Below are 15334 nucleotides of genomic sequence, written 5' to 3' on the forward strand. Positions count from 1 at the left end.
CTCGGGATCTTCCATAATCCAAGACCTGTGGTCTTTTTAACCGGTGTGCCAGAATGATCGGTGGTGTTAACCCAAACAGCAGTCTCACTTTCCAGTCCGGCAATAGTAGCCCGGTTCGTGAGCGCAGTGACGTCGCCCGGGCGCCTGCGTCCGCACCCGATAACGACAGCCAGGCCGTTCGCCGAGACCTCACCGACGCGCGGTCCCCTAACGCTGAACAACGGCCGGTTCCTTCTGCTGAGTCGCTTGAGCGCAGGGTCGAGGCGCGTCAGGCTGCCGAGGATGTGCGCCTGGAGCGTTTCCGCGCCGATGAAGTTTCCCTGAGCACCTCCAGAGCCTTGTCCACGTTTGCCGATGTCGCCGCCGGAGGCGACGTCGCGGATGCCGGGCTCTCAGGCATCGATATCCTGGTTTGATGCCGCCCGGAAACACCCTGTCCGAACTCGCAGTCGGCTGCAGCCCTCTTGGTGACCTCCACGCCGCACGTTCCCTTGCTGAAACATTGTCGCTGCCCTTGCTGGGTACACTTCGTCCGCGAGACGTTCGTGATTACCCAGTGCTGCTGTTTCTGGACGAAAATGGTCTTGGCCTACAGGTGACCGGTAAGGGAGCTCCAGGGCCTGTCAGGGCCGAGTTCGTGACCGGGAAGGCTGGATACCGGAGAGAGCACGGCGGTGGCACCGGCCAGCTGATTGCCAAGGCCGTTGGCCTGAAGAAAGCCCGCCAGCCCCTTCATGTTCTGGATGCAACTGCGGGCCTTGGCCAGGATGCGTTTGTACTGGCCTCTCTGGGCTGCAGGTTAACCCTTTTTGAACGTTCGCCGGTTATCCATGCGTTGCTTAGCGATGGACTTTCCCGCGCGGCGCTGAACGAGCAGAGCGCGCCCATTGTCACCCGGATGGCGTTGCAGTCGGGTAACAGTATCGACTGGTTATCGCAGGCGGGCGCGGGCGCTGCGGATGTGATCTACCTTGACCCGATGTTTCCCCATCGCGACAAGTCAGCCCTGGCCAAGAAGGAAATGCAGTTGTTCCGCACGGTGGTGGGAGACGACGATGACTCACCGGCGTTGTTGAAGGCCGCTTTGGCGGTGGCAACCTATCGGGTTGTTGTCAAACGCCCGCGCAAGGCGGAGCCAGTTCGTGGCCCCGAACCCACCACCCGTATTGAAGGGAAGAGCAGCCGGTACGACATCTACTCCATCAAGGCGTTTCCCGCCGGATAGGTCACCGGTCGCGTTCAGGCTCCAAGCATGGTCACCTGCTGAATGGCCTGGCGTTTTTCAACACTTAGCACCAACCGTGCGTCTTCCGCTACTTCATCCAGGCCGTCGGTGTAGCACAACAGTCCGTCGTCATCGGTGGTAATAACGCCATTGTGCTGCATGTTGGCGATGAAGTTACGGAACAGGGTCTTGTCGAAGAACTCCGGGGCATTGAGGCCGAACAGGATGGACATACGCTCGGCCAGAAGCGTGCTCTGCTCTTCCAGTTCGCCGGCGGTAATCTTACCCGACCCGTATTTGCGCAGGATGCCGATGGCAATGTGATAGCGTTCAAGGGTCTGGATGATGAACCGTGACAGCACCCGCAGGCGCAGCATGGCATCGGTGCCTTCCTCAGGGCGGCTGATCCTGTCTTCCTCTTCTTCGAACAGCAACCCTTTCGCCAATAGAACGTCGATCCATTGGTTGATGATCCCGTCAATCTCCTCGTCATCGTATTTGAGGAAAAGTTCGGATTTCAGGTAGGGGTACGCCACGCTGGCCAGGAACTCGATCTTGTCCCGGCGCAGGGAGTTCTTGTTCTCGAACAGGCTCGCAATCAGAGAAGGCAGGGCAAACAGATGCTGGATATTGTTGCGGTAATAGGTCATCAGAATCGCGTTGCTGCCTTCCAACGCGATGATGTCACCCAGTTTCTGGGGCTGGCGCGTGATCAGGCCCATGTTTTCGCAGTAGTCGACCCAATCCTTGCCACTGCCTTCCGGCAGCGTCATGGTGTCGGCGTAAGGAAAGGCTTTCAACAGGTCGGCATACTGGTCCATCAGACGGATCAGCTGGCCTTCATCCATCGCCAGGCGGTCGGTGCCCAGCAAGACCGTCGCGGTCATGCCAATGGGATTGACGGCTACAGATGCGTTAATGCTGGACGCAACACGATTGGACAGTTCAGACACCGCCTGATTCAGCCATTTTGGCCGGTATTCGGAATCGTAGGCTTCTTCCCGCCAGCTTGGTTCGACCTCGTTCAGTACGTCCGCCAGAGGAATGGCTTCACCGAAGTTTACAGCGACCTGGCCAAACGAGTTACTCAACTTGCGAACCGTCTTGGCAATTGCGAATACGCTCTCTTTCTGTTTTTTCTTGCCCCGTAATTCACCGAGGTAAGAGCGGCCTTCCATCACCTTCTCGTAACCAATGTATACCGGGACGAATACGATGGGTTTGCGATGGTCCCGCAGGAAGCTGCGGACGGTCATGGACAGCATGCCGGGACGAGGCTGGAGCATGCGGCCGGTGCGGCTGCGCCCGCCCTCGACGAAGTACTCAACGGAATAGCCGCGGGAGAACATCACGTGCATGTATTCGTTGAAAACCGTGGCGTATAGCGGGTTGTCACGGAAGCTCCGACGCATGAAGAACGCGCCGCCGCGTCGCAGGATAGGGCCAACAATAGGCATGTTCAGGTTGATGCCCGCAGCAATGTGCGGGGGCATCAGTCCGTTCTTATAGAGCACGTAGGACAGCAACAGGTAATCAATATGGGAGCGATGGCAGGGAACATACACCACGGCATTGTCCTGGGCTTCTTCCTTGGCAACGCGGATGTTGTTGATGGCGATGCCGTTGTAGATACGGTTCCACAGCCATGACAGCACCACCTCCAGGAAACGTATGGTCACTATGGACATGCTGGCGGCGATCTCGTCCGCATATTTATACGCCTTGGCGCGCACTTTTTCCGGTGGGATATCATCTTTGCGGGCGGTTTCCCGGATGGCTTCCTTGACCGCCTGGGTCCGCACCAGTCCACCCACCAGTGTGCGGCGATGAGACAGGTCAGGGCCGAGCACGGCTTGGCGCACCCGGCGGAAGTGGGTGCGGAGTATGCGGGCCAGTTTGCGGTTGGCGCGTTCCTCACTATGGCGGTATTCATCAACCACCTGTTTCAGGGACAGGGGCTGGTTGAACTGCACGTAAGTGCTGCGCCCATGCACCATGATAATCAGGAGTTTTTGCAAACGCCCAGCCACGGACCAGGTGTCGGACAGCAGCAGTTTGACCAGCGATTTTTCCTTGTCTGGAGAGCGACCCCAGAACAGCGACACGGGGACGATCTGGACATCCTGCTCAGGGTGTTCCAGGCCATGGCGAACCAGCGCGCGAAATTCACTGGTGGGAACCGGTGTCTGGCGCCGACGAAACAGACCACCAATCCGGCGGTAGAGGAAAAAGAAAGAGTGGTTCGGACCGTTCTTGACCGGAAGGGACGACTCGGCACCGGGCAGACCGGCTCGCAGCACCTCCTGTTCCAGGACTAATCGGCTGGACAGCGAGCTGTACTGCAGTACGTAGCAAACCGGTTTTTCCGGGTCTACTCCCAGGGCTTCCACGCTGTTGCCACTCACATCCGTCCGGACCCACAAAAACAGGATTTTGCGAAAAAGGGTCAGGATCAGGCTGCGAAGGCCCAGGAAAAAACGCATAAACGGTCGCTCCGGTTCACAAAACAGGCGGTAAGTTTACTTGGTTGCATGCAGCGCGGAAAGCCATGCAGTCGTTCTGTTGTGTTGTGCCGCTGTGATACATTTCCAGCTCTACCCACATAATAGCTTCTGGACACGGATTATGGCGTTATGGACTCCCGGCTGGTCTCCAAAAGAGCCCGACGATGACGATCTTGTGTTGGCCATCGACGGTGATGCGGTGCTGAAGCCCGACGTTGGCTGGCTGGAATCCTGGCGGATGGTCGTTCCGAGTATGCAGGGTGATATCGGGCCGGTTTATGTTGGCCAGATGAACGGCAAGCCTGTCTACGTGGCCCAAGCCGACGCGGCCAGTCTGGCTGGATCTACAGAGCGGGTGCCACTTCGGGAAGCGCTGTTGATGCTGGAGGATGCCCCCGCCGAAATGTTGGGTACCGCGTTCCAGGTACATCAATGGTGGCGGGACCATCGCTTCTGCGGCCGCTGTGGTGAATTGACGGTGCTACACCCGTTGGAGAGGGCGAAATGGTGCGAACCCTGCGGCATTCCCTGGTATCCCAGGCTGGCTCCCTGCGTGATCGTGGTTATCCGCCGTGGTGAACGCATGTTGCTTGCACGATCGTCGCGGACGAAGCGTCATTTTTTCAGCCTGATTGCGGGCTTTGTGGAGCCGGGCGAAACCATTGAAGCGGCGGTTGCCCGGGAAGTGAAAGAGGAAACCGGCCTTGAGGTTAGTGGGGTTCGCTACCACTCCTCTCAGCCATGGCCGTTTCCCCATCAGTTAATGCTGGGCTTCTTTGCGGACTACGCCGGTGGCGAGCTGGTGCTGCAGGAAGACGAAATTGCGGAAGCGGACTGGTTTCTGCCGGGCGATATGCCACCTGTACCACCGGTAACAACCATATCCGGCGGCCTGATTCAGGCCATGGCACGGGAAATTGAAGGGCAGGAGGCATCGTCGTGACCGTGCCAAGAGTGCTGGTCTTTGATTCAGGCGTTGGTGGGTTGAGCGTTGCTGACTGTATCCACCGACAATTGTCGCGGGTGAGGTTGGTGTACCTGGCTGACAACGCCGGCTTTCCCTACGGCGCCCAGCCGGAATCGGTGGTGATTGAGCGCAGCCAGACACTGATTCGGCTGGCGCTGTCGGAATTCCCCTGTGATGTCATTGTGGTGGCCTGTAACACCGCGAGCACAGTGGTGTTGCCGTACCTGCGGGCCATGACACCGATACCGGTGATCGGTGTGGTGCCGGCGGTAAAGCCTGCTGCGGGGGTGTCTGAAAACCGTCGTATTGGCGTGCTGGCCACTCCCGCCACCGTCCGTCGACCCTATCTTACTGACCTGATTGACGAGTTTGCCAGCGATTGCACGGTGGAAAGGCTGGGGCATCCGGACCTGGTCCAATGGATCGAAAACCTGGTGTCCGGCTCGCCAGTCCCCGAACAGGCATTGTCCGTGGCGTTACAACCGTTCCGGGACGTGGGTGTGGACACCGTGGTTCTGGGCTGCACTCATTACCCGTTGATAAAGGATCTGTTACAGCGCCAGTTACCTGCCGTAAAACACTGGGTGGATTCCGGCGAGGCGATCGCGCGCCGGGCGATCTGGTTATTTGAGCAGCAGGGACTGGAACTGAAAAGTCTTATGGCCCTCAACAGCAAAGGGGGGGTGGTTGATGCGGCCCTGTTTTCCGGGGATGTCCCACAAGGTATTGGGGGGTTCCTGAATGGGCTCGGCCTGGCCACCAACGACATCCGTGGTAGCTGGCCCTCGGCGGCAGCCGGTGTTATAGCAGGCGGGTCAGCTTGAACATGGCCAGGAACTCCAATGCCGGTAAGGATCGGCGGTGACAACAGTAGGTTTTGAAATTGTCACCACGGAACCGTGACTTGGTAAATTCCAGACCCTTGAAGTTGTAGAGGAAGTTCCCCTTCTCATACAGGCCGTGCATGATGCGCTTGAGCAACCGGCTTTCCTGATGCTCGGTAGCCGGGTCCAGGGATAGCGGAATCAAACCCAGGTCCAGGTGGGGCACGCCTTCTGCCTTGAACACATCCATAGCGTGGGCCATCAGGGTGTAGAAAATACCCTGGCGGAAATCTGCGTTAGCCCTTGAGATGTTAGGCACGTAACTGATGATCTCGTTATTGCGGTAGATGGGGTCGAAGTAGATAAAGCCCACCGCCTTACCATCCTGGTACGCGTAGAAATGGCGTTCGTTTTCCCGGTACTCCATCTCCATGGGGCGTATCAGGAAACGGATCTCCTTGCTCTTGCACTTACGGGTGCGGATCCAGGCATCGGAGATTTCGCGGGTGTGGTCATCGCTGAAACGCTCCTTCACGGTAATGCCGTTTTTCTCCGCCTGGTTGAGGGCCGTGCGCAGGATCTGTTTTTTCTTTCCGCTGAGGGACCAGTTCTTCAGGTTGATGCGGGACTCGCTGCCAAACTGGGTGCCAAACAGGCCAAAGCGGCGGTAGAGGTAGTCCACGACGGGTTTGGAAACCTGGATATAGCAGGCGGAAGGGAAGCGTTGGTGAAATTGCTCCAGAATCAACTCAAAGTGTTCCGGGGCGGTGACCGGGTCGGAGAGCACGAAAGTGCCGCCCCATTTGCGCATATATGCCAGGTAGCCAACGCCGGGCACGTCGAAGTACTGCATCTCAGGTTGCAACGTCGAGAACGACTGGGAATGGGTGCCGTACTTCTTGAGGTAATTGATGCGCTCTGCAAAGGTGAATGCACCCTCGTCCAGAGAGCGGACGCCATCAAGTGAAAGGATCTGGTCTGACATTGTGAAACTCCCCCGTTTATTGTTGTAAATCCGGCGTGAGGCCTCGTGTCTACACCTGTTTCCGTCCCAGGATTGACCAGTAACAGTTCATGTTCAGCAGTTTGAAATGCTTTTTCTCGGTGACGTGCAGGCCAAGGCGCTGCATGTGTTCGGGGTAGTTGTAAATCTTGTGGAAGGCATTGTTGGCGAACAGCCAGAAGATGAAGACGGCCATATACCAGTACATCTTCTTGAACAGGCGGGCCACAATGTTGCCGGTGGGGTAGCAGAAGTCGCCCACAACGACCCTGGCGTCCGCCTTGCCCAGACGGATCAGGTGTTCGAGCACCCGCACCATCATGTCTTCGTCAAACACATTGAGGAAAAAGTTGGCCACCACCATGTCGTACTGTTCGAACTCTTCCACCTTCATGATGTCGCTGTGAATGCGGCGGATGGTCAGGTGTGGCGCCTCTTTTTCCTGGGCTTCGGCAAACTTGCGCAGCATGGTCTCGGAGAGGTCCACCACGGTTACGTCCGCGCCCAGTTCCGCAGCACGGATCGCGTCACGGCCATGGCCCACCCCGGCGAACAGGATGCGGGCGCCGGGCTTGACGGTTTCCACATCGAGCATGGCGGTCTTGCAGCGGTGAATGTTCTTGCCGCTGTAGAGGTTGCTCAGAAAATCGTAAACCGGACCAATGTATTTGTATTTATCGCGCATGGTGACTTCTGCCTGTCCATATCCTGGGGATGCTTCCATTCTTCTTGTGATTGTTGATTCACCGTCAGGTGAATTGAAGGAAGCGCCTGATGGATTTGAGCTTAGAGAAGCCGGTGGGGGAATTATGTGCAGTACCGCGCATTTCCAGATACATAACGTAACGAACAGCAACACTTTGCAAACCAGGTCAACATTCTAGATCTGACTGTCCGACAATGGAGTATCGATAATAAGAGAGATTAGAAAGCGACTGCGCGCGCCGGGGTATGTCCGAGGGTTTTACCGATGACGTCTGCAGGCCGTGCGGGGCCGTAGAAGAACCCCTGAACCTGGTGGCACCCCAGGCTTTTGAGGTAGGTGAGCTGTTCGTCCGTTTCCACGCCCTCCGCCACGATCTGAAGCTTCAGTCCATGGGCCATGGCGACAATGGCGTTTACAATGCAGGCACCGTCTTCGCCTCTGCGAATGGCTTTGACAAAGGACTGATCCACTTTCAGGGTGTGAATGGGCAGCCGGTGGATGTAATTCAGGGAGGAGTAGCCAGTGCCGAAATCATCAATGGCAATCCTGACGCCGAATGACGCCAGTTCCCGGAGTTTCTGACTGATTTGCTCAAGATCGTTCATGATCACGTTTTCAGTGATCTCGATTTCCAGGTTCTGGGGCGGGAAGCCGTGGGCCTGGAGTTGAGTCATCAGGGTCTCTACAAACCTTGGGTGCTCCACCTGGACCGGGGACAGGTTTACGGCCAGCCGCAGGTCGCTGTGTCCTTCTCGAATCCACTGGCCGACATCGTGGCAGGCCTGGTCGAGTACGCATTCACTGAGTTTGGCAATGAGTTTGGTTTCTTCCGCCAGTGGCAGGAAGTCCCGTGGATAGAGTAATCCCCTGTCCGGGTGTTGCCAGCGCACCAGCGCTTCCAAACCCACCACACGATTGCTCGAGGAACAGACCTGCGGCTGGTAAAACACTCGCAACTCATCGCGCTCCAGCGCCATCCGCAGGTCCCTTTCCAGGCTCAGGCGGTTGGCAGTGTCAATGCTCATGCTCTCCGAGTAGAAGCGATAGCCATCCTTGCCCCGTGCTTTGACGTGATACATGGCAATGTCGGCATTCTGGATCAGTTGATCCATGGATTTGCCGGCTTCCGGGTAGGTGGCAATGCCGATACTCACGCCCACGAAGACTTCATGCTCGCCCAGTTGGAAAGGTGCACGCAGTGTCTTGATCAACTTCTTTGAAATCTGTCGTGCGTCCTCGTGACCGTGTATCGACGGCAACAGCAGAGTGAATTCATCACCACCGAAGCGTGACAGAGTGTCCCCCTTGCGCAGGCAGCGTTCCAGCCGCTGCGTGACCGCCTGCAACAGGCGATCGCCCATGGCATGTCCCAGCGTGTCGTTGACGACTTTGAAGCGGTCGAGGTCCAGGAACATCACGGCCAGCTTCTGTTCGCTGCGGCGGGCGTGGGTGATGGCCAGGTCGAGCCGGTCCTTGAACAGGGCGCGGTTTGGGAGTCGGGTCAGCAAGTCGTGGTAAGCCTGGAAATTGATAAAGGCTTCCGCTTCCTTGCGCTCGGTGACATCGCGGGCGGTGCCGTAGTAGCGGGCCTCGCGGTCATGGTGTGTGCCGCCGCCATGATTGGCGTGGGGCCAGGTTTCCGGGTCAATCGGAAACGCGGTAATTTCGAAGTGGCGGGTCGCCTTGCGACTGCCTCGGGTCTTGAGGCGAACCTCCAGTGTCCTCGGATTGTCTGCGGTGATGTTTGGGCCTTTCAGGGCGTAGGTCCCCCGCGCGATGTCCCGATCATCCAGGATGTGGCGAAAGTGACGTCCACAGAGTTCGGCGGGCTGGTAGCCGAGCAGGCTCTCGATCTTGCTGTTCACAAAACAGAAATGCCCGTCGCCATCGAGCATGAAAACGATATCGGGTGAGCTGTTGACGATGTAGCGATGCAGTTCCTCGGATTTTTCCAGGCGCATTCGGATGTGCTCATGGGCGCGAAGCAGCGAACGCTTGCCGAGCACACCATCGACCGTTGCCAGCAGTTCTTCCGGGTCGAACGGTTTGCGGATATAGTCCAGTGCCCCCCTGCGCAGTGCTCGGCTGACGGAACTGAATGAGCTTTCACCACTTACGACAATCACGCCGCATTCGGGTTGCCTCGACGACAGACGCTCCATCACCCCGAAGCCATCCACGTCTGGCATGCGAAGATCCAGCATCGCCAGATCGAAAAACTCGGTCTCAAGGATGCGACAGGCCATGCGCCCACCTTCCGCTTCGGTGACCTCGTACCCCTTGCTTCTGAGCAGTGAAGCAAGGCCGGAAAGCAGTCTCGGATCATCGTCGACGACCAGGATGCGCGCCTTTCCGTCGTCGCCGTAAGTCCACTCGGTGCTCGCAGGTTTCATGTCAGTACGCCCGTCGTTTCTTCGTCATTTTTCATCGTTTTTTTTATTTGCCGCCGCGGGAAACAGAATTCGGAATGCTGTCCCTCCGCGTCCCGTGCGGCAACTAATGATGCCCTCCATGTCATCAATCAACTGTTTAACCACGCTCAGACCAAGACCGCTGTGGTCCTTGCTCTTGGTGGATTGAACCGGTGAAAACAGGTGTTTGCGGACCTCATCGGGAATTCCATTACCGGTGTCCGCCACTTCCAGTTCCACCCAGGTTTTTCCGCTTTGCCAGACCGGTGCCAGCGTGTGAATAGCCACTTCGCCGCCGTCAACGAGACATTCTGCCGCATTACGGACCAGGTTGATAACCACCTGACGGATGACCGCGCCGGGCACGGTAACGTCGGTGGGGTCCTCGCACAGATCCAGCTCCAGCGCCCTGTCGCCGCCGCTGAACAGGCTGTCTTCCAGCAAGTCCCGCAGAATTCTCAGCTCGTCATTAAGATTGCAGGCGCCGGTCGGGTTCATTGAATCATGGCTCGGAGCCCGGCTGATCTGCAACAAGAGATCCCCTGCGCGATCGAGCTCGTCACGTATGACGTCCAGCTCTCCCTGCACTTCGTTATCATCCAGCCGGTTTCGCAGTTGATAGATATATTGCCGGATAATGGTAAGCGGGTTGCTCACTTCATGGACCTGACGACGAATGGCCTGTCGGGCCAGTTCGGCTTCCAGACCGTCCTGGGCAGTGCTCCTGGGCTGCGTGGCGGTGACGGCGTCAGACAGTTTTGCGCTGAACAGGCGACCAATTTCTTCTGCCTGGCCAGAGCTTTCATGGTCAGTACCGACGACAAATACGCCTGCACATGGATCTTCCCCACGCACGGGGATAGCCACCAGAGAAGGCGTTTTCAAGAGCGAAAGCAACTGGCGGTCCAGTACCGTCGGTGAGCGATGATCGAGGCACAGGGCGCTGCCGCTGCTGCAGGCCTCGGTCAGCACGCTGGTGGCTGCCCCAATGGCAACCGTGAGATCAGGGACGTCACCAGTGCTGGAGGATAGCAGCGTCAGCCCGTCCCCGGCCTGGCCAAAATAGAGTGCCGGAAGGCCGGTGATCAGTGTCAGGCTGGTGACGGTTGCGGCCAGGCTCTCCTGGGCACTGCCGCGAATCGGCGACAGTTCCAACGCCTGGCTGGCCATGGCCTGTTTCAGTATGGTCTGTTTGAGTTTGTGGTTGGAGTGGCGGGCGTCGTAGTCTTCCGAAAGCGGAATGCCCAGCGATTCGGCCACGCCGCTCACTTCCTGGTCGATCCTGCGGTTGATCTCTCGCGTGAGTTCTTCATTGAGGCCAAAAATGGTCCCCGCTGCAGCAATGCCCACCGCGTCCGAAAGTGCCAGGCGTGTTGCCAGGCTAATCAGTTTGACCAGGTGTCCGGCATCTCGTATTTCCGTTGGCATGGCCTGTTGGTAGCGCATAGCATCAACTGCCATGGGTCCCAGACCCCATGAATCTACCAGTTCGGCAGCAATATCGGACTGGTGGTCAAGGTAGTATTGCTGGGTCTCTCCAGGCGGGGTTTTCAGCGCGATCAGCTCGCCCACATTGTGCAGCATTCCCAGCATGAACGCCTGGTCGGGTTCGGGGTAGCGCGTCAGTGTTGCCAGGGCCCTGGCAGTCAGAGCGGTGGTCAGTGAATGGCGCCAGAAGTCCCTTAGCTGTTGCCACTGGTCTGCCCCGAGTTCGTAAAGGAGCTGGCGCAGTGCCGCAGTCAGAACCAGAGTATGGAATCGTCGTGTTCCCAGCCTGAGCAGCGCCTGGTCAATGGAGCGTATTTGCGAGGTGGGGCCATACAATGCTGAGTTGGCCAGGGCGAGAACACGAGTAACCAGTGCGGTGTCGGCAGAAACAATATCGCTTATTCGGCGATAATTTTCGTCCTGATGACAGGCTTCAAGCACCCTAAGGGTAACCTCTGGGAGACTCGGTAGCTGTATGTCAGGGGCAATCAGCATAGGCCTGCCTGTATAACGCGCCAGATGTTGTCGTTAGTATCTGACGACTTGTTCATAAATACTAACCCGATGGAGCTTAGACAATAAGCTGCGTTTATTAAACAGTTATTGGTCCTTTTTTAAGCAGAGTATTACCTGTGTTTGGATGTGTGTAAACTTTTTACAGGTTAAATGTCGCAAAACCGTCCATTATTGGGCAGGCAACCCGCCTCTTTTTGTCTACAGTTAGAACTCCGTCCGGGTTACACTTTGACACAGTACTCAAATTTCACCCGGATCACGTGTCAGTCGACGGACAAGACAGCGCCTATAGGCATTCATGACCGACTCCCGCACTTCCAGGCACATTCCGAAGCAACCCAGAACACTGGCGATTACCGGTGGCAAGGGTGGTGTCGGAAAAACATCGGTGGCACTGAACCTTTCCCTGACCCTTGCGCGAGAGGGTTACAGAGTATTGTTGCTGGATGGTGACACGGATCTGGCTAATGTCAGTATCATGCTGGGCCGGTATCCGGAACGGACCCTGGCTAACGTAATGGCCAATGAGTGCTCCCTCCGCGATGTGATCATGGAATCGGAGTGGGGGCTGCACATCATTCCCGGCGCCTCGGGGGTCGAGCAATGTGTCGACATGGCTGCTGAAGAAAGTCTCCGTGTACTCAAGGCGTTGTCGAGGCTAGAGAAAAATTACGACTACGTGATCACAGACACTGCCTCCGGCTTGCAGAAGACCGGCATGCACATGATTGCGGCGGCGGAACTGGCCTGCGTCGTGGTCACGCCAGACCCCGCATCGCTGACCGATGCCTTCTCCCTGATCAAACTGCTGATTCGCCGTGGCTACCGAAGGACGCCGAGCGTGTTGGTGAACATGGCCCAGGGTGCAAGTCAGGCTCGCTCCGTGTTTCAGCGCCTTGATGCCGCTGCGGTGCGACACCTGGGGTTGCAATTGCATTACCTGGGTGCGATCTGGCGTGACGAAACTCTGCGCCAGTCGGTGATGAATCAGCGTCCGGTGGCGTTGATGCGGGCTTCCGATCCGTCCACCCGCCAGTTCCGCACATTGGCCGACATGTTGAATGTGCGGCTACGCCAGTTGCCGCCTCGCAAGGCCGGGATTGCCGCCTATTGGCATCGGGTCTCCTCCAGCCCAGCTGAAACAGGAGCATCAGATACAGATCGCTCAGCGGGCAGCGAGCAACCACGGGCACCGGTGGACCCAGCCCAGGAGTGCAAACGACTGACCGCGGAACTCGGCAAGATACTGGCAGGCAGCGATGAAAAGCCGCTGCTGCGTTATGAAGCGTTCCAGAGTCTTTTTGCACTGTTGGGGCGCAAAATGGACGCAGATACCGTTGAGATTATCCAGACCGGCTTAGCCTCCCTCAATTGGGAAAAGCTGGAAAAGGAACAAAGAGAGCATATGGCGACCCATCTTCGCCACCTCGCCTCAGAGATTGACCCTGCGGTGGTTCCTCGCAGGCCGGAACCAATGGCAAACAGGCCAGAGCGGGAACCCTACTATGACCGTATCAGCTTTGGCGAGCAGAGCCGGTTGATCCGAGCGCTTAAGGAACAGCCGTCCAATATCTCCCTGGACCAGCTTTTGCGCTCGCTGGGAGGCACAGACAAGAACGGTTCCTGAGCGTCTTTTATCCGGTTTTTCTCCACGCCTTTTTTTGCATTTAGTCACCTTATTTTATTGTCATTTTATTGATGCAGTTTGTAGCGTAACTTTGCCCTATGTCACCGCACTGTCATTCGGTCTGTGCAAAAATCAGCCCTATTCCCGGAATCGTGGCCCGCAAAATGCAGAGGCAAGAGGCAGGCAGTCTCTTACCTGAAAACTACCGCAATTTGATGGCTACACAGTGAATTTGAGAAGGAGTTCTCGCTATGGCAACACAGCAGCAACAAAACGGAGCGTCAGCGTCCGGTGTTCTTGAGCAGCTACGCGGTAAACACGTGCTGATCACCGGCACCACCGGGTTTCTCGGTAAGGTGGTACTGGAAAAATTGATTCGCACGGTGCCGGATATTGGCGGAATCCATCTGCTTATCCGTGGTAACAAAAGGCATCCAGCGGCGCGTGAGCGATTCCTCAATGAGATCGCCAGTTCGTCTGTATTCGAGCGCCTTCGACACGATGACAACGAGGCGTTCGAAACCTTTCTTGAGGAACGCGTTCACTGCATCACCGGTGAAGTGACTGAGCCCCGTTTTGGGCTTCCGCCAGAACGGTTCCGCGCGCTTGCCGGGCAGGTCGACGCGTTTATCAATTCCGCAGCCAGCGTCAACTTCCGGGAGGAGCTCGACAAGGCACTGAAAATCAATACCCTGTGCCTGGAGAACGTTGCCGCCCTGGCGGAGCTCAATAGCACCATGGCGGTTATCCAGGTATCCACCTGCTACGTCAACGGCAAGAATTCCGGCCAGATCACGGAGTCCGTCATCAAGCCGGCGGGCGAGTCTATCCCCCGCAGCACCGACGGATACTATGAAACGGAAGAGCTTGTACACCTTCTGCAGGACAAGATCTCCGACGTGAAGGCCCGATACTCCGGCAAAGTGCTTGAGAAAAAGCTAGTGGACCTGGGCATTCGCGAGGCCAACCACTACGGCTGGAGCGACACCTACACGTTTACCAAATGGCTGGGTGAGCAACTCCTGATGAAAGCCCTTTCCGGGCGATCACTCACGATTGTTCGCCCCTCCATCATTGAAAGTGCACTGGAAGAGCCCTCTCCGGGATGGATTGAAGGCGTGAAGGTGGCGGACGCCATCATCCTCGCCTACGCCCGCGAGAAGGTATCCCTGTTCCCAGGCAAGCGTAGCGGCATTATAGATGTGATCCCGGTGGACCTGGTGGCCAACAGCATCATCCTGTCCCTGGCAGAAGCCATTTCCGAGCCTGCGCAACGCCGCATCTACCAGTGCTGCAGTGGCAGTTCAAATCCGATTTCGCTGGGTAAGTTCATTGACTACCTGATGGCAGAAGCCAAGTCCAACTATGCGTCGTATGGCCAGTTGTTCTACCGACGGCCCACGAAACCGTTTGTGGCGGTCAATCGCAAGCTGTTTGATGTTGTGGTTGGCGGCATGCGCGTGCCATTGTCCATTGCAGGCAAGGCATTGAGACTGGCTGGCCAGAACCGTGAGCTGAAGGTCCTTAAAAACCTCGATACCACGCGTTCACTCGCCACCATCTTTGGTTTTTACACGGCACCGGATTACATTTTCCGCAACGATTCGCTGATGGCCCTGGCCTCCCGGATGGGGAAACTGGATCGAGTCCTGTTTCCGGTGGATGCGCGTCAGATCGACTGGCAGCTGTACCTGTGCAAGATCCACCTTGGAGGCCTTAACCGCTACGCTCTCAAGGAGCGGAAACTGTACAGCCTGCGGGCCGCCCAGACCCACAAGAAGGCCGCCTGATACCCCATCAGTCGGCTGTCCTTTCTATCCGGACCCCGGTTCCCGGGGTCCGGAACGTCACTTGTTGTTTCTGCTGGCAGGACTATCCTTTAGAGCAGGCTCCAGAACATAGGGTCGCCCCTCGTGAGACCGTCATTCTGGCTAAAAGTGCTGGCGGATTGGGACGTTAGTCTAATTCATTGTTCACTGGCGCGCGTGTTGAACTATGTGTATCCGTCTTCAGGGCTTTTTTTGCCCGTCACGCTCTTTATTAAATAACCGATAATGACAACA

The 15334-nt window shown here is 57.1% G+C and carries 11 protein-coding genes; 6 read left to right on the forward strand and 5 right to left on the reverse strand.

All coding sequences use genetic code 11. The annotated features are described in order from the left end of the window. The first annotated feature begins 53 nt into the window (after positions 1-53). Together AC13D2_RS16650 and AC13D2_RS16655 are read left to right on the forward strand one after the other, a co-directional pair. A complete protein-coding gene (locus AC13D2_RS16650) occupies positions 54-416 on the forward strand; it encodes a UDP pyrophosphate phosphatase (protein ID WP_292048026.1) in 363 nt (120 codons plus the stop codon). Further along, the gene (locus tag AC13D2_RS16655) at positions 416-1225 is read left to right on the forward strand and encodes a class I SAM-dependent methyltransferase (RefSeq protein WP_292050097.1); all 810 of its coding nucleotides are present in this window, start codon (positions 416-418) and stop codon (positions 1223-1225) included. Before AC13D2_RS16650 ends, AC13D2_RS16655 begins: the two co-directional genes overlap by 1 nt. A 14-nt stretch (positions 1226-1239) precedes the next feature. Here the strand turns inward: AC13D2_RS16655 and plsB are convergent, their stop codons facing one another. After that, entirely contained in the window at positions 1240-3708 is a 2469-nt protein-coding gene (gene plsB / locus AC13D2_RS16660) for a glycerol-3-phosphate 1-O-acyltransferase PlsB (protein ID WP_300493205.1), read from the reverse strand. A gap of 142 nt (positions 3709-3850) precedes the next feature. Here plsB and nudC point away from each other — a divergent pair, with 142 nt between their 5' ends. After that, positions 3851-4672 (forward strand): NAD(+) diphosphatase, encoded by an 822-nt coding sequence (nudC, locus tag AC13D2_RS16665; RefSeq protein WP_300493202.1) that lies wholly within the window; start codon positions 3851-3853, stop codon positions 4670-4672. Further along, the gene (murI, locus tag AC13D2_RS16670; protein WP_317306678.1) at positions 4669-5520 is read left to right on the forward strand and encodes a glutamate racemase; all 852 of its coding nucleotides are present in this window, start codon (positions 4669-4671) and stop codon (positions 5518-5520) included. The genes nudC and murI overlap by 4 nt, the downstream gene beginning before the upstream one ends. Here murI and AC13D2_RS16675 read toward each other — a convergent pair. From AC13D2_RS16675 to AC13D2_RS16690, 4 genes are all read right to left on the reverse strand, one after another. Continuing rightward, complete coding sequence (locus AC13D2_RS16675) at positions 5498-6505, reverse strand: DUF2156 domain-containing protein (RefSeq protein WP_317306676.1); 1008 nt, start codon at positions 6503-6505, stop codon at positions 5498-5500. The two genes, murI and AC13D2_RS16675, sit on opposite strands and share 23 nt — an antisense overlap. 49 nt (positions 6506-6554) lie before the next feature. Continuing rightward, positions 6555-7208: a class I SAM-dependent methyltransferase gene (locus AC13D2_RS16680; RefSeq protein ID WP_317306675.1), complete on the reverse strand. Its 654-nt coding sequence runs from the start codon at positions 7206-7208 to the stop codon at positions 6555-6557. A gap of 239 nt (positions 7209-7447) precedes the next feature. Next, positions 7448-9622, reverse strand: coding sequence for a putative bifunctional diguanylate cyclase/phosphodiesterase (locus AC13D2_RS16685; protein WP_482938928.1), 2175 nt, complete (start codon positions 9620-9622; stop codon positions 7448-7450). 24 nt (positions 9623-9646) lie between these two features. After that, on the reverse strand, positions 9647-11623 hold the full coding sequence (locus AC13D2_RS16690; protein WP_482938929.1) for an HDOD domain-containing protein: 1977 nt from the start codon (positions 11621-11623) through the stop codon (positions 9647-9649). Between the two features lie 319 nt (positions 11624-11942). Here AC13D2_RS16690 and AC13D2_RS16695 point away from each other — a divergent pair, with 319 nt between their 5' ends. Both AC13D2_RS16695 and AC13D2_RS16700 read left to right on the forward strand, forming a co-directional pair. Next, positions 11943-13271 (forward strand): MinD/ParA family ATP-binding protein, encoded by a 1329-nt coding sequence (locus AC13D2_RS16695; protein WP_482938930.1) that lies wholly within the window; start codon positions 11943-11945, stop codon positions 13269-13271. Between the two features lie 251 nt (positions 13272-13522). Then, positions 13523-15061, forward strand: coding sequence for a fatty acyl-CoA reductase (locus AC13D2_RS16700; RefSeq protein WP_482938931.1), 1539 nt, complete (start codon positions 13523-13525; stop codon positions 15059-15061). Positions 15062-15334: the final 273 nt, after the last annotated feature.

Source organism: Marinobacter sp. B-12 (genome assembly GCF_056857915.1).

What these genes read in the sequence shown, in the direction of transcription:
- AC13D2_RS16695 (WP_482938930.1), top strand. Translation starts at nt 11,943, where the DNA reads ATGACCGACTCCCGCACTTCCAGGCACATTCCGAAGCAACCCAGAACA.
- AC13D2_RS16650 (WP_292048026.1), top strand. Translation starts at nt 54, where the DNA reads ATGATCGGTGGTGTTAACCCAAACAGCAGTCTCACTTTCCAGTCCGGC.
- AC13D2_RS16680 (WP_317306675.1), bottom strand. Translation starts at nt 7,208, where the DNA reads ATGCGCGATAAATACAAATACATTGGTCCGGTTTACGATTTTCTGAGC.
- nudC (WP_300493202.1), top strand. Translation starts at nt 3,851, where the DNA reads ATGGCGTTATGGACTCCCGGCTGGTCTCCAAAAGAGCCCGACGATGAC.
- AC13D2_RS16675 (WP_317306676.1), bottom strand. Translation starts at nt 6,505, where the DNA reads ATGTCAGACCAGATCCTTTCACTTGATGGCGTCCGCTCTCTGGACGAG.
- AC13D2_RS16655 (WP_292050097.1), top strand. Translation starts at nt 416, where the DNA reads ATGCCGCCCGGAAACACCCTGTCCGAACTCGCAGTCGGCTGCAGCCCT.
- AC13D2_RS16685 (WP_482938928.1), bottom strand. Translation starts at nt 9,622, where the DNA reads ATGAAACCTGCGAGCACCGAGTGGACTTACGGCGACGACGGAAAGGCG.
- AC13D2_RS16700 (WP_482938931.1), top strand. Translation starts at nt 13,523, where the DNA reads ATGGCAACACAGCAGCAACAAAACGGAGCGTCAGCGTCCGGTGTTCTT.
- plsB (WP_300493205.1), bottom strand. Translation starts at nt 3,708, where the DNA reads ATGCGTTTTTTCCTGGGCCTTCGCAGCCTGATCCTGACCCTTTTTCGC.
- AC13D2_RS16690 (WP_482938929.1), bottom strand. Translation starts at nt 11,623, where the DNA reads ATGCTGATTGCCCCTGACATACAGCTACCGAGTCTCCCAGAGGTTACC.